This window comes from Rhodococcus sp. BP-241, assembly GCF_019836145.1.
Lineage (GTDB): Bacteria > Actinomycetota > Actinomycetes > Mycobacteriales > Mycobacteriaceae > Rhodococcoides.
The window spans coordinates 99,853-119,863 of sequence record NZ_JABUEI010000006.1 but is presented as its reverse complement, the minus strand read 5'-3'; the positions used below and the strand labels follow the sequence as shown (position 1 = coordinate 119,863).

Below are 20,011 nucleotides of genomic sequence, written 5' to 3'. Positions count from 1 at the left end.
AACTTGAGCGGAATAGACTCAAGTTGACTAAGGTTGTTCTCGTCGACACACCCGTTCGACCCGAAGGAAGGTGACCGGTGGACTCGTTCACTCCCACCACGAAGACCCAGGCAGCGTTGACCGCTGCACTGCAGTCGGCATCCGCAGCGGGCAACCCGGACATCCGGCCGGCTCACCTGCTCGTCGCACTGCTCGACCAGACGGACGGCATCGCCGCGCCGTTGCTGAAGGCTGTCGGCGTCGACCCGAGCGCGATCCGCTCGCAGGCGCAGACTCTGGTGGACCGTATGCCGTCGGCCACCGGCTCCACCACCCAGCCGCAGCTCGGACGTGACGCGCTGGGCGCGATCACCGCCGCTCAACAGCTGGCCACCGAACTCGACGACGAGTACGTCTCGACCGAGCACCTGGTGGTCGGACTCTCGACGGGCGATTCCGATGTCGCGACGCTGCTCCAGAGGAACGGGGCGACACCGGCGGCGCTGCGCGAGGCGTTCACCACCGTGCGTGGCAGTGCCCGCGTCACGAGCCCGGACCCGGAGGCGACGTACCAGGCTCTGGAGAAGTACTCGACCGACCTCACCGAGGCCGCACGCAGCGGCAAGCTCGATCCGGTCATCGGTCGCGACACCGAGATCCGTCGTGTGGTGCAGGTGCTCTCGCGCCGTACCAAGAACAACCCGGTGCTCATCGGTGAGCCCGGCGTCGGCAAGACCGCGATCGTCGAGGGCCTCGCGCAGCGCATCGTCGCCGGCGACGTCCCGGAGAGCCTGCGCGGCAAGACCGTCGTGTCGCTCGACCTGGGATCGATGGTCGCGGGCGCCAAGTACCGCGGTGAGTTCGAGGAGCGGCTCAAGGCCGTGCTCGACGACATCAAGAACTCGGCCGGCCAGGTCATCACGTTCATCGACGAGCTGCACACCATCGTCGGTGCGGGCGCGACGGGCGAGTCCGCCATGGACGCGGGCAACATGATCAAGCCGATGCTCGCGCGTGGTGAGCTGCGGTTGGTGGGCGCCACGACGCTCGACGAGTACCGCAAGTACATCGAGAAGGACGCCGCACTCGAGCGCCGGTTCCAGCAGGTGTTGGTCGGTGAGCCGTCCGTGGACGACGCGGTCGGCATCCTGCGCGGCCTCAAGGAGCGGTACGAGGTGCACCACGGTGTGCGCATCACCGACTCCGCCCTGGTCGCCGCCGCCACACTGTCGGATCGCTACATCACCTCACGGTTCCTGCCGGACAAGGCCATCGACCTCGTCGACGAGGCCGCGTCCCGCCTCCGCATGGAGATCGACTCGCGTCCGGTCGAGATCGACGAGATCGAGCGTGTCGTGCGCCGACTCGAGATCGAGGAGATGGCGCTGGCCAAGGAGACCGACGACGCGTCGAAGACCCGTCTCGAGAAGCTGCGCGGTGAGCTGGCGGACAGCAAGGAGAAGCTGGCCGAACTGAGCACGCGCTGGCAGAACGAGAAGAACGCCATCGATTCGGTGCGCGACCTCAAGGAGCAGCTCGAAGCGCTGCGCGGCGAGTCCGAGCGGGCCGAGCGCGACGGTGATCTGGGCAAGGCCGCGGAGCTGCGCTACGGACGCATCCCGTCGCTGGAGAAGGAGCTCGCGGAGAAGACCGCGGCCACCGTTCCCCAGGGTGACGTGATGTTGAAGGAGGAGGTCGGCCCGGACGACGTCGCCGACGTGGTCGCGGCGTGGACCGGTATCCCCGCGGGCCGGATGCTCGAGGGTGAGACGGCGAAGCTCCTCCGCATGGAGGACGAGCTGGGCAAGCGTGTCGTCGGTCAGGACGACGCGGTCCAGGCCGTGTCCGACGCGGTGCGCCGCGCTCGTGCCGGGGTGTCCGATCCGAACCGGCCCACCGGGTCGTTCCTGTTCCTCGGACCGACGGGCGTCGGCAAGACGGAACTCGCGAAGTCGTTGGCGGACTTCCTGTTCGACGACGAGCGCGCCATGATCCGTATCGACATGAGCGAGTACAGCGAGAAGCACTCGGTGGCTCGGCTGGTCGGTGCCCCGCCCGGATACGTCGGGTACGAGGCCGGTGGTCAGCTGACCGAGGCCGTGCGTCGTCGGCCGTACACAGTGGTGCTGTTCGACGAGGTCGAGAAGGCGCACCCGGACGTGTTCGACATCCTGCTCGCCGTGCTCGACGAGGGCCGTCTGACCGACGGTCAGGGCCGAACGGTGGACTTCCGCAACACGATCCTGATCCTCACCTCGAATCTCGGTGCGGGTGGCGACAGGGACCATGTGATGGCGGCGGTGCGCAGCGCGTTCAAGCCGGAGTTCGTGAACCGGCTCGACGACGTGGTCGTCTTCGACGCCCTGAGCGAGGAGCAGCTGCAGTCCATCGTCGACATCCAGCTGCTGCAACTGCAGCGCCGCCTGTCGGCTCGTCGACTCACGCTGGACGTCACGCCGTCGGCCCGGTTCTGGTTGGCCGTACGGGGTTACGACCCGCAGTACGGCGCCCGGCCGCTGCGTCGGCTCATCCAGCAGGCCATCGGCGATCAGTTGGCCAAGCTGTTGCTGGCGGGCAAGGTCGTCGACGGTGACACGGTCACGGTGGACACGTCGGAGGACGGTGCGACGCTCGAGCTGAGTTGAGATCGACGCGTCAACCGTGCACGTGAACATCGATCGTCCACTCGGGCAACGGGTCCGGATAGCCCCTCCAGGCGTCCGGACCCGCTGTCACCTCCGCGTCTGTCAGCAGTGCGGTGTCGAGAAGGTCACGAACCATGTCCGGGCGTAGTCGTACTCCGATGACAACGATTTCCTGGCCGGCCGGAACGTCGATCTCCGACCACGGTTGCGCACCGTCGATGGTGAGGTTCGGGCCCGCTTGCGACCACACCGCCGCCCGGTCCGGTCGCGACGCGATCCAGCAGAAACCTTTGCTTCGCAACACATCGTGCAACCGGTCGAGTGTTCGGTTCAAGCGCGTGGGGTGGAACGGCCGGTCGGCGGTGTAGACGAAGCTCGAGATGCCGAACTCCTCGCTCTCCGGCACGTGGGTGCCGGTGAGCTCGTCGTCCCAGCCCGGGGCGAGTAGCGCGGCCTCGGGGTCGTAGAGACCGGTGTCGAGGATTCGGGCGGGGTCGATGACCCCGTTGATCGTGCGCACGACCTCGGCGCGGGGATTGAGCCGTCGCACGGCGGCGTCGGTGGCTCCGGCGAGAGCGTCGGAGACGAGGTCCGTCTTGCTGATCAGCACGATGTCGGCGAACTCCACCTGGTCCACGAGGAGGTCCGAGATGGATCGTTCGTCACCCTCGGCGACATCGAGCTCACGGTCGTCGAGTGTGTCGCCGCGGGAGATCTCCGTGAGGAAGGTGGAGGCGTCCACGACCGTCACCATCGTGTCCAGGCGGGCCAGGGTGCCGAGGCTGACGGGCGCATCGCTCTGCGGCTCCAACCCTCGGGGCTCGAAGACCCAGTCGAACGATGCCGCGACGGGCATGGGCTCGGAGACACCTGTCGATTCGATCAGCAGGTAGTCGATGTCGCCTGCCGACGCCAGCGTGCCCACGGCCTCGATGAGGTCGTCGCGAAGCGTGCAGCAGATGCAGCCGTTGGTGAGTTCGACCAGCCGCTCCTCGGTGCGGACCAGCGTGGTCGACCCGGTGACCGACCCGTCGATGAGCCTCGCGTCGACGTTGATCTCGCTCATGTCGTTCACGATGACCGCGACCCTGAGACCCTGCCGGTTCGCGAGCACGTGTTCCAGGATGGTGGTCTTGCCGGCGCCGAGGAAGCCGGACAGGACGGTGACGGGGAGCAGAGGGGCCATGCCGTAATGATAATCATTGTCATCAAGCAGTCGGGTGGGGGGTGTCCCTCACGAGCAGTTCCGAGGCGGGTGCGGGGCGGCCGAGCAGGTATCCCTGCACCAGATCCGCTCCCACCTCGCGCGCCGTGGCGAGTTCCTCGGCGGTCTCCACGCCCTCGAAGATGCAGACGGCACCGATCTCCCGCGAGAACGTGACGATGCTGACGGCGGCGGCGCGGCGCATGGGGTCGGTGTCGATGCCGCGCACGATCGAGGCGTCGAGTTTGACCACGCCGGGACGTAGTTCCACCAGTTGGCGCAGACCCGAGTAGCCGGTTCCCACGTCGTCCACCGAGATGAGGACGCCCGCCGAGCGCAACATCTCGACGGCGACGCCCATCCCGTCGTAGTCGTCGATGCGGTCGTGTTCTGTCACCTCCACGATCCAGCGCCTGCCCCTGTCGCCGCGCCCGATCAGGTCCGCGGCGAGATCGCTGGACAGGATGGTGTCCGCCGAGGTGTTGACCGCCACGAACGCGCCCGATGGCAGCACGCTGGACGCGGTGATCGCCGCGTGGATGGCACTGAGTTCGAGGTCCACGCGCAGGCCGACGGTCGACGCGTCGGTGAACCACGTCTGCGGAGAGCCGTACCCGTCGGGGAATCGCGACAACGCCTCGTAGCCGACGACGGCTCCCGTGTCGGTGGTGCAGACGGGCTGGAAGACGATGCTCGGGCCGCCCGACGCGATGAGCGCCGCGATACGGTCGCGCAGGTCCGCCGACGCGGACGCCCGACTGGCGTGGCGACGCTGCATCGTCGCCTCCGCGCGCGTCATCAGGTGGTGCAGGGTGGTGCCCACGTCGGCATGCGGGTCGACGGTCTCCGCCACCGAGCCCGTCAGAACCGTGACCGGTGCGCTGCGCAGAGGGGTGCTCTCGAGTCCGGTGGCCAGATCCCGCATCGCGCGATCGGCGGAACCGTCCGGACCGACGAGAAGTACACACAGGAACTGCGAGGTGCTCAACCGTGCCGCGACGGCGTCCGCCGGAGCCTCGGTGGTGAGCCGCTCGGCGATCTCCTCGAGCACCTCCCGGCCCGAGCCGCGGCCGAAACGCTGCTCGACGTCCGCGAAGTCGGCGATCTCGACGAAGACGCCGAGAGCGGTGCGGCGACTCTGCACGGACTGCGATTGCGACGTCACCCGGTTGTAGAGCCCGCGTCGCGTCAGCAACCCCGTGAGTGGATCGCGTTGCGAGGCCTCGACCTGTCGGCGGAGGTAGGAGACGTACATGCGGATGACGAAGGGCGTGGCGAACATGCTCATCAGCGCGAGCGTGCGTGACAGCACGAGCCAGATCTCCGTGCCCTGCTCGACCGAGACGGCGGCGAGCACGACGAGCAGGCCGCAGGAGAAGGCGACATGCAATGTGAGGGTGAGGGTGTCGGTGAACGCCGCTGCGAACAGGGAGACCAGCACCAGTACGGCGCATGCCGGCATCGACAGGAACGCGGAGTCGTACATCGTCACGACGGTGAGCACGCCCACGTCGGCGTAGACGACGTAGGCGGTCTCGAAGTGCCTCGGACGCGTGGTCGTGAACCAGGCGACCGCGACGGGAACGGTCGTGGCGGAGAACAGAAGTATCCACACCGCGCCGCCCGGTCGGAGGGCGTCGGAGGGCAGGAGCAGTAGGCCGGCGACGCCGACGAGCACCGTGATGCCCGCGATGACGGCGCGAGATCGTTCTGCTGGTCTCGGCGTCAACGCGAGAAACGACAGAACCGGATCAGGACTGATCCGCTGTGATCTCACGACGACTCGTTTCGACGGTCTGCGGCGCCGGAGTGCGCTGGGAATCAGCACACTCCGACGTCAGACTACCGGCGGCGAGTTCGTGCTGCGGCCAGAACCGAGTCGGCGGCGGGCTTCCACGGCATGCAGATCGCGACGGCCACGGCGCACGCCAGGCACGCGGACACCGTGACGTACGAGGCGAACTGGAATCCCTCGAGGCTTGCGGACTTCATCGCCAGAATCAGTTCCGCCTTCTGCTGTTCGAACAGCGACGGCGTGGGACGCTTCGCCATCTCGATCACCGCGATGACGGTTTCGGACGCGAAACCCTTCTCGCCGTCCGTTATCAGCGACGAGGGCACCGCATCGACCAAGGGGGTGACCCGCGCGGAGTAGACCGAGGCGACGATCGAACCCAGTACCGCCACACCGAGTGTGCCGCCGATCTCGCGTGTCGTGTCGTTGACCGCCGACCCGGCGCCTGCGCCGTCCAGGTCGACCGCGGACATGATGGAGTCGGTCGCGGGTCCCTGGACGACGGCCAGTCCTAGCCCCATGAGGACCATCGACAGCAATACCGGGCCGACGTAGGGCGTGTCCACGGTGGTCTGGCCGGCTATGGCCATCCCCGTGCTGACGATGAGCAGTCCCAGCACGATGACGGCGGTGGCGCCGAAGCGCTGAGCGATCAGCGTGGCGATCGGTGCGCCCACGCCCACGGCCACCGCGAACGGCAGTGAGTGCAGGCCGAACTCGAGCGGTGAGTACTCACGGACGCCCTGGAAGTACTGGGTGATCATGAACAGGAAGCCGAACATCGAGAAGTAGCCGACGGCGATCGACAGGGCCGGGAGCGAGAAGCGACGGTTCGCGAACAGAGTCAGATCGAGAACCGGAGCGGCTGTGCGCTTCTCCCACGCGAGGAAGCCGGCGATCGCCACGGCGGAGAGCGCGTAGCCGGCGAGGGAGGTGGCCGACAGCCATCCGCGATGCGGGGCCTCGATGATCGTCCACACCAGTGCCGTGATCGCCACCAGTGAGGACACGAGTCCGACGACGTCGAAGCGGCCGACGTGCTCGGCGCGCGACTCCGGGACCAGAACCCGAGCGGCGAGGGCCACGACGAGTGCCACGGGCACGTTGATCCAGAAGACCGAGTGCCACGAGAAGTGTTCCAGTAGGTACCCACCCGCGGTCGGACCGATCGCGATGGCGAAGCCGGCCATGGCCGTCCAGGCGGCGATGGCCAGTGCCTTCTCGCGGGGGTCGGTGAAGATGGTGATGATCATGGCCAGCGTCGCCGGGAACACTGCCGCCGCGAAGACGCCCATGACGGCGCGTGCCGCGATGACCTGGCCGAGGTCACTCGACAGCGCCCCCACCACAGACAGCGCCGCCACCCCGAGCAGGCCGATGATCATGACGCGGCGGCGTCCGTACCGATCGCCGAAGTGCCCGAGCGCCAACAGGAAGCCGGCGAACGTCAGTGTGTAGGCGTCGACCACCCACTGCAGGCCGGACATCGAGGTCTGGAGCTCGACGCCGATGGACGGCAGCGCGACGTTGACGATGGTGTTGTCGAGGACCACCAGCAACTCGGCCGCGCAGATGACGAGGAGCGCCAGCGCGCGGCCTCGCCCTGACAGCGAGGTGGTGGGTGGTGCCTGATGCAGTGCCATGGAACCCCGCTCCGTCGGTTCTATGCGGTAGCGCATAGAAGGTGGACAGAAGGTAACTGTGTCGCTGCGTCACGGTCAATCGAGTGTGGTGGCCGTCACGCTCGGGTCAGTCGACGGGGGCGACCCGGACGAGGTTGCCGTCCGGGTCGGCGACCACGAACGTCCGACCGAACACGTCGTCGTGGGGCGATTCGACGACGACGAGTCCGGCCGTCGTGGACCAGTCCCGGAACACGTCGTCGATCCTCGACGCCGGGCCGGGCAGCATCACCCCGATCTCGGACGTCCGCGGAGTGGCCGAGTGCGCATGGTCGGGGCGCCCGCTCCACAGAGCGAACGTGACGGTTCCGCCCGCGTCGAAGGCGACGTAGCGGGGGCTGCGGAAGGTCGCCTCGATGTCGAACAGCCGACTGTAGAAGTCGGTCGCGCGGTCGATGTCGGTGACGTAGACGAGAAACAGATTGGGTGCGGGCACGAGGACGCTCCTGTGTGAGTGAGGTGGATGACGGACTCCATGAAGCGCGCCATACCTGCCAGAAGCTGTCACCTATTCGGCGCACAATTCCTGTCATGACGTCCTCCCGACTTCTCGCCCTTCTACTGCTGCTGCAGACCCGGCACCGCATCACCACGGGTGAACTCGCGGAACGTCTCGAGGTGAGTCGGCGCACAGTGCTGCGCGATGTCGATGCCCTGTCGGCCGCCGGGGTGCCGGTGTACGCCGAGCGAGGACGGCACGGCGGGATCGTGCTGTTGCCGGGGGCACGACTCAATGCGTCGTACCTCGAGCCGGCAGAGATGGACGCGGTGACGCTCGCCGGTCTCGACGAGGAGCAGCGTGAGCGACTCGGTGTGACCGGGACGCACGACATGGCGATGCGCAAGATCGCGGCGCGTCGAGCAGGCGTCGAGGCGGCGAGCCGCAGTCTCGCGGAGCTGGTCGTCGTCGACAACACGAGCTGGTTCGCACCCGGTCGTGACGTCGTGAACGTCGGGGATCTGGCACTCGACCTTCGTTCCGACCGCCGACTCCTCCTGCGCTACAGGCGAAGCGGAGCGCTCGAGGCAGAAGCGGTGGTGGTCGATCCGTACGGTCTCGCCGCGAAGGCCGGACGGTGGTATCTGGTCGCCGACGTCGGTGGGCGCGGACGGCTGTTCGCACTGGCGCGGTTGGACGGGTACGAGGTCACGGGCGAGTCGAGTCACCATCGTTCCGTCGGCCTGCGCGGTGTGTGGTCCGAGCTGTCCGCGGCGGTGGAGGCGCCCGGCGACGTGATCGTCACGGCTCGTCTCCGTTCGAACAGAACAGATCTCGCCCACCGTGTGCTCGGATCGCGCATCACCGCGAGCGAGCCCGCCGGAGACGGCTGGACGCAGATGTCGATCAGATACTCGACCATCGAGGGGGTACGGCAACTGCTGCAGTTCGCCGATCACCTCGAGGTGGTGGAGCCGCACGAGGCGCGGACACGCATCGCGGAACTGGCGGCAGACCTCGCTCGTCGACATTTCTGACGGTGTCGGTGGCTCCTGTTATCTTCGCACACATGTTCGAGTCGGGGTGGGCGCAGCAGAATCCGGAGGCCATGGGCCTTCCGGTGGCGCTGACCGATGCGTCGATCGAGGAGGCTCTGGACACCGTCGTTCACGCGACCGCCGGCCTCGGCTTCCTGGAGTGGACTCGCTACCGGGCGGCCGCGCACCTCCACGCCCTGATCGTCGCGCCGGTCGAGGCCTCGGACCGCCGACGCCTGGACGCGGCGACGCAGTGCGCCGCCCGCATCGCCACCGTGCTGTCCGTCAGTCAGGGTGCCGCCGACGGCATTCTCTTTCGCGCCCTCGTGTTGCGCGATCGCCTGCCGCGTGTCGCAGAGTGCCTGCGGGACGGGCTGCTCGCGCCGAAACACCTGCACACCATCGTCACTCGTACCGATCTGGTGGACGGCCGCGACTACGCCGACGAGGTCGACGCCGAGATCGCTGCCGCCCTTCGGCGTCGCCGTTCGTGGTCCGACACCCGGCTGCGGGACATGGTCGACTGCATCGTTCATCGTCATGATCCTGATGCGGTGCGCGAGAGGCGCATCAAGGCCAAGGAGAATCGCTCCTTCTGGGTCGAGAACGCTCCCGACGGCATGGCGGCCGTCGGTGCCACCCTGGCGGCCGAGGACGCGCTGCTCGTCGCAACCCGTGTCGAGGCTCTTGCTGCGAACGTCTGCTCGCGCGATCCGCGCAGCCGCAACGCTCGCGCGTCCGACGCACTGTTCGCACTCGTCACCGGCACCGGATTCGGTTGTCAGTGCGGCGATCCCACGTGCACACACACGGAGACCGACCCCGACTCGATCAGCGCGACCACCGTCGTCGTGCACGTGGTCGGTGACGCGGCCACCCTGGATGCGGCCACCCCAGCTGCAACGAGCCCGGAAGGTGCAGCCCCCGACACCTCCGGCCGCTCCGGCTTCCTGCACGGTCACGGTGTCATCTCGCCCGACCACCTGCGGGATCTGGCGAACCGTTCCGATGCCGTGCGTCGACGGATGGACGCGACGCCCGCAGCCCATCAGCCGGCCGACCCGTACCGGCCCAGCGCGGCACTCGAGACGTTCGTCCGTGCCCGCGACCAGTACTGCACGTGGCCTGGATGCAACAACCCGGCGGTGACGGCGGACCTCGACCACGTCACCGAGTACGACCACGACGACCCGGCCGCCGGTGGACAGACCACGGCGGTGAATCTCAACGGCAAGTGCCGCTTTCACCACACTCTGAAGACGTTCACCGACTTTCTCGACGATCAGTACCCCGATCCGGAGCTACCCGGCAGAGTCCTCTCGACCGTCACCACCCCGGAGGGTCGCACCGTTCCCGGTCCGGCTCACAACGGATACGACCTCCACCCGGAACTGGCCGACGTCACCTTCGGCGACCCAGTGGTGCACCCGCCGCCCGGGACCGAGTCGCCACCGACGAGACGACGCACTCGCCTTGCGGCCGTTCATGCGCGGCGACGCGCCGAACGGGCACGCAACCGCCGAGCTCGAGAAGCCGCAGCGATCGACGACCCGCCACCGTTCTGAACGACGGTGGCGGGGCTGTCAGACGCGCGCGGATTCGGCGGCGGTCACGCGTCGCTGACGCAGGACACCGGCCACGACGGTGACCGCTGCCAGCACCGCGGAGAAGCCGATGGCCGTCCGCTGCTCCGGCATGATCACCATCATGACGAGGACGACGACGATGAAGCCGATCGCCAGATACGTCAGCCACGGATACAGCCACATGCGCACTGGAGGTCGGCGACCCTCCCGGTCGAGCGTGCGCCGCAACACCAACTGGCTGGCCGCGATGGCGAGGTACACGAAGAGAGCCACGGCGCCGGTGGTCGCGAGCAGGTACCCGAACAGTTTCTCCGGCAGCGCGTAGTTGCCGACGACGGCCACGAATCCTAGTGCGGTGGAGGCCAGTACGGCGACGTAGGGCACGCCGCGGCTCGATACCTTTCGTACCGCCGCGGGGGCGTCGCCACGCTCGGACAGCGAGAACAACATGCGGCTCGCCGTGTACAGCGCGGAGTTCAGGCACGAGGCGACGGCGGTGAGGATGACGACGTCCATGATGCGGTCCGCGTGCGGAATGTTCATCTGCCCCAACACGAACTGGTACGAGCCGGTCTCGGCGTCGAGCTCCGCGGCCGGCACCAGGGCGACGACGATGAAGATCGAGCCGAGGTAGAAGATCATGATGCGCCAGATCACCGAGTTGACCGCGCGGGTGATGCCCTTCTTCGGATCGGGCGACTCCGCGGCGGCGATAGTGACGATCTCGGTGCCCATGAACGAGAACATCGTCGTGAGCATGGCGGCGATGACGGCACCGAAACCGAAGGGCATGAACCCGCCGTCCGACCACAGGTGCGATACCCCGCTGACGTCGCTGCCCGGCAGCAGACCCAGGATCGCGAGCACGCCGAGCGCGATGAACCCGATGATCGCGACCACCTTGATGAGCGCGAACCAGAACTCGAACTCGCCGTAGTTGCCCACGCTCAGCAGGTTGGTGACGGTGAGGATCAGCGTGATGGCGAGCGCCCAGATCCACTGGTCACCGCCGATCCACGACGACATGATCAGCGCACCGGCCGTGGCCTCGACCGGGATGACCAGCACCCAGAACCACCAGTAGAGCCACCCGACGGAGAACCCGGCCCAGTGGCCGAGCGCGCGGGTCGCATACGTGGAGAACGATCCGGTGTCGGGGTTGGCGGTCGCCATCTCCCCGAGCATGCGCATCACCAGGACGACGAGGATGCCGGCGAACAGATACGACAACAGCACGGCGGGGCCGGCCAGGTTGATCGCGGTCGCGGATCCGACGAACAGTCCGGCGCCGATGACACCGGCGATCGAGATCATGGTGATGTGGCGTGGTTTCAGGCTGGTTCCCAGAGCGCCGGGTTGTCCGGTCGCGCTGACTGGGTCCGCGTCCTTGTTGTCGATCGACATGGCAGTTCTCCTCGTGAGATGCGAACCTTCCGAGTCGATCACAACGGTCGGTTCGGTGCCCGGCGCACGGCACATCTCGTCCGATTTGCCCGGTCTTTTCGGGGACTATCCTGAGGTCATGACGACGCCGACCGGACCGCGCGACAACGACGACTCGGCTCGCGACCGCGACCGCGACCAGCCGACGGAGTACTTCGGCACTCCCGGTCACACGTCGGATCCGGGCCAGGCCTACGGGCAGTCCGGCTACAACCCGACCGAGGCGCTCCCGGCAGGCGACTGGTACGCCCAGCAACCGCCGTACGAGCAGGGCTACCCCCAGCAGCAGCAGTATCCGACTCAGGGCTACCCGACTCAGGGCTACCCGACACAGCAGGGTCATCCGCAGCAGCAGGGCTACCCGGCACAGCAGGGCTACCCGACGCAGGGCTATTCCCCGTACCAGCAGCCCCCGTACCAGCAGAACCAGTACGGCGAAGCGCCCTTCCTCGAGAACGGCGACAGCAAGCCCCCGCGCGGTCCGAAGACCGCACTCATCGTCGTGGCGGCGCTCGTCGTGATCGCACTCATCGGCACCGGGGCCTATCTGCTGTACGACTCGACGTCGTCCTCGCGCACCGCGGCGCCGGCCATCACGCCGCGCTCCGCCCCGCCCACGACCACGGCGCCGCCGTCGACGAGCGTCCCGCCGCTGGGCTCGCTGCCGGGTCTGGAGCAGATTCCCGGGGGAGTGGGGGAGGCGCTGGGGTCCCAGGGGGCCTCCGTGGGCACGATCATCTCGAACGACGGCACCACCATCGTCATGGACGGGATCGGCGGGTCCACCGTCACCGTGGTGACGAACGCGAACACGCAGATCCTCGCGCTCGGCGCCGCCACGGTGGCGGACCTCGCGCCCGGTACCTCGATCGTGGTGCAGGGCACCCCGCTGGCCGACGGGTCCATCACCGCCGAGGTCATCGTCAGCGCCGGTATCGGCTTCAACTGACGCCGGGGCGTCGACCGACACCACCGAACGAGAGACACCCTCCCCCGCACACGCGGGGGAGGGTGTCTCTCTGTCGATCAGGTCAGGCCTGGCGGGCCATTCCGCGCTCGATCGCCGCGACGATCTGCGGGCGCAGTTCGGCGGCCGCCACGATGTGGTGCACCGAACCGACGGTCCGCGCTCGCTCGATGTTGTGCACCGCCTCGAACTCGGACGCCACCTCACCGAGCTTCTCCGAGCGCACCGCGGTGCGGGTGGCCGACAGCTCCACCTGCAACCGGGCCCGCTCCGTGTCGTCCTCGGAGGAGTTCATGCGTGCCTCCAGATCGCGGACGGACGGGTCGGATGCGGTGCGCTTGTTGACGTCTCGCGTGAAGACCACTGCTGCGGCCGGTGCACCACCGAGGACGGACGCGAACGATCCCTCGACGGCCAGCACCTCCATGTTCTCGTTGAGCGCTCCGGAGAACACCACGAACGCGCCGCCGTGATACCGGGAGACCACGCAGAACACGATCGGTCCGTCGAAGTTGACGATGGCACGGCCGATCTCGGCGCCGTACTCGAGCTGCAGGTTGCGCAGCGACTCCGGTGACCCGTCGAAGCCGGACAGGTTGGCCAGCACCACCAGCGGGCGGTTGCCGCTGGCGGCGTTGATCGCACGGGCCGTCTTCTTGGACGAGCGGGGGAACAGCGTTCCCGACGTCCACTGGTCGGGGCCGTCGGACGGGAACCATCCCTTGCGCGAGATGGCACGCGATTCGATGCCGATCACCGACACCGGGTAACCGGCGAGGTGGGCGTCGAAGACGACGGACGTGTCCGCGTCGGCCATGTCGGCCCACCGCTCGAGCACGGCGTGGTCCTGATCGACCACGGCGCGCATGACGGTGCGGATGTCGAACGGCTTCTTGCGCTCGGGGTTGGTGGCCGAGGAGAAGATGTCGCCGACGGTCTTGAAGTCGCTCGACGGGTGGACGTGCGGGTAGGTCCGCACGTCGCGGTCGACCGGGTCGACGGTCGTCGTGCGGCGCGGGAAGCGTTCTCCCGGTGCGCGATACGCGTGATCGTAGTGCGCGAAGAGGACGTCGCACGCAGCTCCGAGGTTCGGAGCCCAGTACTGCGCCTGCCCGTTGGGGCCCATGACGCGGTCGTAGCCACCGATGCCGAAGTTGTCCTCCGCGGAGACGCCACCGGAGTAGTCCAGGGACTGCTTGCCGGTGAGCACCATCGCGCTCTCCGGCGTCATCACCAGGATGCCCTTGGTGTGCATGAGCATCGTGGCCTCGGCGTTCCAGTACGGCTGCGCGCCGACGTTGATGCCCGCGACGATCACGTTGATCTCGTGACCGGCCTGCGTGAAGGTGATGATGCGGCGCAGAGCCCGCGACACCCAGTCCATGTTCTCCGTGCCGCTGCCCATGGAGATGGTCGCGCCGGAGGAGAGCGCGAACCACTCGACAGGGACGTTCATCTCCTCGGCCAGGTCGATCGCGGCGACGACGCGCGCACACTCGGCCTCGGCCACCGTGCCCAACGCCTTGGTCGGATCGCCGAACAGGGCGACGCGGGTCATGCCCTCCGGGTACAGCGCCGTCGGCGTGGACACCAGGCCCACCATGATGCCCGCGGTGTTCTGACCGTACGGCCGCGAGATGGGTTGCAGCGCACCGGACTCGTCCAGGTCGTACTCGACGAAGGAACCGTCGCGCTTGGTCAGCACGGGGATCAGCTCGTACGGGTACACGGTGCCGCGTGCCTGCGAGCGCTGCACGTTCTGGGTGTACGTGTCCAGCGGGCGCATGGGCTCGGTGGGCGGGTCGGTGATCTTGGTGACCACTCCGGTACCGGGTCGGTACGAGAAGCGCAGGGCCTGCATGGTGGGCTCCGCGCCGGGGCGCACCACGACGCGGGCCATCATGGTGATCTCCTCGAGACCGGCGGCCACGGTGAGCGGCGCGAGATGCCGGGCCACGATGCGCAGCTTGTCGAGCGGCAGGTTCAGCACCGGCCACACGTAGAGGACGACGCGATTGTGGTCGAGGCGGCGGTTGCCGCGGCGAGCCTGGGCGCGGCGGATGCCGTCGAGGCACGCGGAGAGCGTGCGCTCGATGGCGGGAACCGAGACCACGTTGCCCTGGGCGTCGAACTGCACTGCGGCGTCGCGGATCTCGGCCAGGGCGACCAGTCGCTCGTCCTTGGGGTTGTCCTTCGCCACCAGATCGAACAGGTACGTGCCGGGTGCGGAGGGGATGCGGGTGCCGTCGAAGTTCTTGAGGCGCCACAGGTCCAGTCGCTGACCGGTGAGCGGATGCAGGTCGCGGAGCGAGACGTCCTCTGTCAGAACGCCTGCCTGCGGCCGGAACGTCACCTGGCGCGAGATGCCGGTGCCGCGTCCGAAGACGGTGACCGTGACGCGACGCCACGACGTGGTCGCCGGGTGTGCGGCGATCTCGGTGCGCAGCTCCTCGACCACCTGGTCGCCGTCCTCGGGAGCTGTCGGCCACGAGAGGTACAGATCCACCGCGAGGTTCTCGGGTGCCGGCCCCGCGGTCTCGGTGAGCGCCACCAGCGTCGACGAGAGGCCCGCGCGATCGGTCATCGTCGAGAGCAGGTTGACCTTGCCGCCGACGAGGGTGAAGGTGCCCGAGACATAGTGCTGCCCTTCGCGATCGAAGGCCTTCACGTCCTCGAAGTCACGGATCTCGTAGTACTGGCGGGTGATCACCTCGAGCAGGGCACCCGGATCGGACATGCGCTGGGAGAGCAGCTCCACGAGCGGCTCCTCCGTGGCGACCAGGGCGTCGATGCGCTCCTGGTGATCGTCGGCGTCGGGCCGCTCGGCCAGGTACTGCAGACTCCCGCGGACACCGTCGTAGACCTGCTCGCGCGCCTTGCGGATCTGCGGCTCGTCGAACAACTGGAAGCGGAGGTTGCGGGCGACGTCGCCGATCACCGGGTACCGCACCTGGGTCGCGACGACGAGGCGGTCAAGCACCTCACCGACGGCGCTGTCCGCGTCGGGGGCGACCGACGGGTCGGCGATCCACCGATCGAGGAGTGCCGCGATGGCCGGGACCTGGTTCTCGATGCGCTGCTGCGCCAGGAAGAGTCGGTAGACGGCCTCCTCGAGATCGGTGCCGCGATCGAGATCGTTCTTGTCGTAGTGCCGCAGTGCGCGAGCCAGCTTGTCGCGGAACTCGTCCGGCAGGCCCTGGACGTCGGCGTCGAGCGACTGCAGGAACGCGTGGAAGTGCTCGCGCGGACTGTGGACGCGCTCGTCGGTGCCCTCCTCGTCCATGGTCGGACGGTTACGCGTCAGCTCGCACATGTCGGCGAAGGTGGTGAGCAGGTCCAGCTCGGCGCGGACCAGCTCGCCGTCCTTGCGCGGGAGCGCTCCGCGCAGGGCGTCGTACTCGGCGATGGTGGCGAGCGCACGGGACGCGCTGACGTCGAATCCGCTGAGGAGAGCGCGCAGTTCGTCGAGACGGGCCAGTGCGTCGATGCGGTCGTCGCGGTCGGCGTCGCCGCACGGTGAGCGGAACTCGACCCGGGCGGTGGTGGAGGCGGCGGCCGTCTCACCGATCGGGTCGACGCGCAGCAACGCCGCGCCGTTGTCGACCTGTGCGTTGACGACGGCGAGCACCTCGCTCACCCGGCCGGCCGAGGCGGCGCGCACCGCGGTCTCCATCTTCATGGCCTCGAGGACCACGAGCGTCTGTCCCGCCTCGACCTCGTCGCCCACGGCGACCGGCACGGCGACGACGACAGCGGGGGCAGGTGCGCGCACCAGGCCGGCCTCGTCCTGGCTGATCTGGTGGCTCACGCCGTCGACCTCGACGAGATACCCGGCGGGGCCGGGCACGGTGACGACGGAGTAGCGGGTGCCGTCGATCTCGGCGCGACGCTCGAAGGTGCCGAGCCGCTCGATGTCGATGGTGATCTCGTGGTCGTCGACCGCGACCAGGTAGCGGTGCGGTCCCACCTGGCCGACGGTCAGGCGGTAGCCCTGGCCCTGGTAGTTGAGCTCGACCGTGCGGCCGATGTCGTGGCTGGCGCGGGGACGGCCGCCGCGGGCGGACAGCAGGAACTTGGCGCGCTCACGGGCCTCGTCCGCGTCGTAGGCGTCGACGGCCGCGGCGATCAGTGCGACGTCGGCGACGCGGGTGGGGCCCTCCGCGGTGCCCGCGCCGGTGCGGTCGAGCCAGCCGGTGTCGGCAGTGGCGTCGATGAGCTCCTCGCGGTCGAGCAGGTCGAGCAGGAACGACTTCGTGGTGGTGCCGCCGTCGATGACGACTGTGGTCTCGCGGAGCGCGGTGCGCAGCCGGGCGAGGGCCTCGGAACGGTCACGGCCCCAGGCGATCACCTTCGCGACCATGGAGTCGTAGTCGGGCGGGATGACGTCGCCCTGGGCGATGCCCGTGTCGACGCGCAGGCCCGATCCGAGCGGGAACTTCAGCAACCGGACGGTGCCGGGCGCCGGTGCGAAACCGTTGTCGGCGTCCTCGGCGTTGAGTCGTGCCTCGACGGCGTGACCGAACTCGGTCGGGCAGTCGCCCTCGAGCACGTGGCCGCCCGCGACGAGGATCTGCAGCTTGACCAGGTCGAGGCCCGTCGTCACCTCGGTGATGGGGTGCTCGACCTGCAGGCGCGTGTTGACCTCGAGGAACGTGAAGATCTTCTGCTCGGGCTGGTAGAGGTACTCCACCGTGCCGGCGCCGTGATACCCGGCGGCGCGGACCAGCTCCGCGGAGGCGGCGCGGAGCTCGTCGGCCTGCTCCCGGGTCAGGACGGCCGAACTGGACTCCTCGATGACCTTCTGGTTGCGACGCTGGATCGAGCAGTCGCGGACGCCGGGTGCCCACACGTTGCCGTGGGTGTCGGCGATGACCTGGACCTCGACATGGCGCGCCTCGGTGACGAGCCGCTCGAGGAAGACGACAGGGTCGCCGAACGAGCGCTCGGCCTCACCCTGGGTGCGCTCGAGTGCGAGCTCGAGCTCGTCCTCGGCGAAGACCTTGCGGATACCGCGACCGCCACCGCCGCTGCGCGCCTTGATGATCAGGGGATAACCGATGGCGGCGGCGTGCCGACGTGCATCGGCGCGGGTCTCGACGGGACCACCGCTCCACGGCGCGACCGGGACGCCCACCTTCTCGGCGAGGATCTTGGCCTCGACCTTGTCGCCGAGCAGGCGCATCGAGGCAGCGGACGGGCCGATGAACGTGATGCCCAGGCGAGCGCAGATGTCGGCGAAGGTCGGGTCCTCGGCGACGAAGCCCCAGCCGACCCACACGGCGTCGGCGCGGGCCTCGACGAGTGCGCGCTCGAGTTCGACGTAGTCGAGGTAGGGGTTCTGCACGCCCGTCTTGCGGAGCGTGACGGCCTCGTCGGCCTGGCGGACGAACATCGCCTTCCGCTCGGCGTCGGTGTGCAGAGCGATGACGCGCAGAGGCTCGGCGGACCGCGATTCGTTGTTCAGCTCGCGTACCGCTCGGATGAGGCGAACAGCTGCTTCGCCTCGGTTGACTACTGCTATGCGTGTGAACATGCGCTCCGCCGTCTCGAAGGGAAAGTGTCTTCCGAGCCAGTGTGACGGTCCACGAGCGTACTGGCGAGTACATCTCACCAACGCCCGAAAGGGTCGTGATCGGTCACTGACCTGTGGCGATGCGCTACCCACGGGTATACCGGCGGGTAATGACACGATGGGCCGACGACGGCGCCGTGCCCCGGGAAAAGTACAGTGGAGAGCGATGACAGCGATGTGGTTCGGCCTTGCTCTGATCGCACTCCTCGGTGCGGTGGCACTGCTGTACATCGATCGCGCCCGCCGCGGACAGCAGGGCCGGGTGCGTCAGATCTGGGCGAAAGCGCAGGGCTACCACTACGTTCCCGCCGATCCCGACCTGCCGTCGACCTTCTCGCGCGCGGCCATGGCGAACCAGGAGTTCCTCGGTGCCGTCGACGTGGTCGAGGGTGTGCGACGCGGCGAGGAGTTCGTCCTGTTCGACCTCGAGGACGCCGCGACCGTCGTGGCGGTGCGCCGCGAGGTGGGATCCGACGTCGACCTCGATCTGCGGTCCCGCACGACGCCGCCGCCCAAGGAGGCCGACATGCAGCTCCTCGGCTCGCTGGGTCCGCGCATCATCTTCGCGACCGACCTCGACGTGGCACGGCGAGTCTGTGACCAGCGCATGGTCGCATTCACGCACTCGGTGCCCGATGTGGTGCAGCTGCTGTGGAGCGAGGGTCCGTGGACGCTGGGCACCGTTCCGGTGGGCAGTTCGGGACGCGACTGGGACGCCGCGATCGACGCCGTCACCCGCCTGTCCGGCCTTCTGCACGTGTTGCCGCCCTCGCGGCGCCGCGCAGCACCCGGACGCGACGACTGATCGTTTCATCAGCCACGTGCTGCCGTGAGGAACCTCACCCGTTAGTCTCGTGCGCATGTCGACTCCAACACCGCGGCCCATCGCACTCGTCACCGGTCCGACGTCCGGCATCGGCGGCGGGTTCGCCCGCCGTCTCGCCGCCAGTGGCCACGACCTCGTCCTGGTCGCCCGCGACACCGTCAGGCTCGAGGCACTGGCCGACGAGCTACGCGCGTCGTACGGCACCTCGTCGGAGATCCTGGGCGCGGACCTCGCGACCGAGGAGGGCCGCGCTGCCGTGGTCGCCCGACTGCAGGAGGGCGTGCAGGTCCTGATCAACAACGCCGGCTTCGGCACGTCCGGCGAGTTCTGGACGGCGGATCCCGCGCTGCTGCAGTCGCAGCTCGACGTCAACGTCACCGCCGTCATGCAGTTCACCCGCGCGGCGCTGCCGTCGATGATCGCGGGTGCGGAGGGCTCGGTGATCAACGTGGCCAGCGTCGCCGGCCTGATGTCGGGTCGCGGCTCCACGTACTCCGCGTCGAAGGCGTACGTCGTCTCGTTCAGCGAGGGTCTCGCGGGCGGTCTCGCCGGCACCGGCGTCCGCATCCAGGCTCTGTGCCCGGGCTTCGTGCGGACCGAGTTCCACGAGCGCGCCGGCATCGAGATGTCGTCGATTCCGTCGTTCATGTACCTCTCCGTGGACCAGGTCGTCGACGCCTCGCTCGCCGACCTGGAGAAGAACACCGTGCTGAGTGTGCCTGGGCTTCAGTACAAGTCACTGACTTCGGTATCGCGTCTGGTGCCCCGTACCATCGCTCGCCGCGTGGTCTCCCTGGTCGGCAGCGCGCGCGGTCGCACGTAGGCTCCGGCGGCCG

The 20,011-nt window shown here is 68.4% G+C and carries 12 protein-coding genes; 6 read left to right on the top strand and 6 right to left on the bottom strand.

From position 1 onward, the window contains the following. The first annotated feature begins 77 nt into the window (after nt 1-77). Nucleotides 78-2,624, top strand: coding sequence for an ATP-dependent chaperone ClpB (gene clpB / locus HQ308_RS14090; RefSeq protein ID WP_222646782.1), 2,547 nt, complete (start codon nt 78-80; stop codon nt 2,622-2,624). Nucleotides 2,625-2,634: 10 nt separating this feature from the next. Here the strand turns inward: clpB and HQ308_RS14085 are convergent, their stop codons facing one another. The 4 genes from HQ308_RS14085 to HQ308_RS14070 all read right to left on the bottom strand — a co-directional run bounded on the left by HQ308_RS14085 (nt 2,635) and on the right by HQ308_RS14070 (nt 7,741). Then, on the bottom strand, nt 2,635-3,810 hold the full coding sequence (locus tag HQ308_RS14085; RefSeq protein WP_222646780.1) for a GTP-binding protein: 1,176 nt from the start codon (nt 3,808-3,810) through the stop codon (nt 2,635-2,637). Nucleotides 3,811-3,832: 22 nt separating this feature from the next. Then, the gene (locus HQ308_RS14080; protein ID WP_222646778.1) at nt 3,833-5,605 is read right to left on the bottom strand and encodes an EAL domain-containing protein; all 1,773 of its coding nucleotides are present in this window, start codon (nt 5,603-5,605) and stop codon (nt 3,833-3,835) included. Between the two features lie 65 nt (nt 5,606-5,670). Further along, nucleotides 5,671-7,266, bottom strand: a complete 1,596-nt coding sequence (locus HQ308_RS14075; protein ID WP_222646776.1) for an MFS transporter — start codon at nt 7,264-7,266, stop codon at nt 5,671-5,673. 106 nt (nt 7,267-7,372) lie between these two features. Continuing rightward, the gene (locus HQ308_RS14070) at nt 7,373-7,741 is read right to left on the bottom strand and encodes a VOC family protein (RefSeq protein ID WP_222633156.1); all 369 of its coding nucleotides are present in this window, start codon (nt 7,739-7,741) and stop codon (nt 7,373-7,375) included. Nucleotides 7,742-7,836: 95 nt separating this feature from the next. On the opposite strand from HQ308_RS14070, the gene HQ308_RS14065 reads away from it, so the two are divergent. Further along, the gene (locus HQ308_RS14065; RefSeq protein ID WP_222646774.1) at nt 7,837-8,781 is read left to right on the top strand and encodes a YafY family protein; all 945 of its coding nucleotides are present in this window, start codon (nt 7,837-7,839) and stop codon (nt 8,779-8,781) included. A 32-nt stretch (nt 8,782-8,813) separates the two neighbouring features. Beyond that, nucleotides 8,814-10,346: an HNH endonuclease signature motif containing protein gene (locus HQ308_RS14060; RefSeq protein WP_222646772.1), complete on the top strand. Its 1,533-nt coding sequence runs from the start codon at nt 8,814-8,816 to the stop codon at nt 10,344-10,346. A gap of 18 nt (nt 10,347-10,364) precedes the next feature. Here the strand turns inward: HQ308_RS14060 and HQ308_RS14055 are convergent, their stop codons facing one another. After that, on the bottom strand, nt 10,365-11,771 hold the full coding sequence (locus HQ308_RS14055) for an amino acid permease (RefSeq protein WP_027506428.1): 1,407 nt from the start codon (nt 11,769-11,771) through the stop codon (nt 10,365-10,367). A gap of 118 nt (nt 11,772-11,889) precedes the next feature. Between HQ308_RS14055 and HQ308_RS14050 the strand changes: the two genes are divergently transcribed. After that, a complete protein-coding gene (locus HQ308_RS14050; protein ID WP_222646770.1) occupies nt 11,890-12,759 on the top strand; it encodes a hypothetical protein in 870 nt (289 codons plus the stop codon). An 82-nt stretch (nt 12,760-12,841) separates the two neighbouring features. Here HQ308_RS14050 and HQ308_RS14045 read toward each other — a convergent pair whose 3' ends face one another. Continuing rightward, a complete protein-coding gene (locus tag HQ308_RS14045; protein WP_222646768.1) occupies nt 12,842-18,310 on the bottom strand; it encodes a carboxyl transferase domain-containing protein in 5,469 nt (1,822 codons plus the stop codon). A 214-nt stretch (nt 18,311-18,524) separates the two neighbouring features. Between HQ308_RS14045 and HQ308_RS14040 the strand changes: the two genes are divergently transcribed. Next, nucleotides 18,525-19,154 (top strand): hypothetical protein, encoded by a 630-nt coding sequence (locus HQ308_RS14040; protein ID WP_056444305.1) that lies wholly within the window; start codon nt 18,525-18,527, stop codon nt 19,152-19,154. Nucleotides 19,155-19,209: 55 nt separating this feature from the next. Further along, complete coding sequence (locus tag HQ308_RS14035; RefSeq protein ID WP_222646766.1) at nt 19,210-19,998, top strand: SDR family oxidoreductase; 789 nt, start codon at nt 19,210-19,212, stop codon at nt 19,996-19,998. The last annotated feature ends 13 nt before the right edge of the window (nt 19,999-20,011 follow it).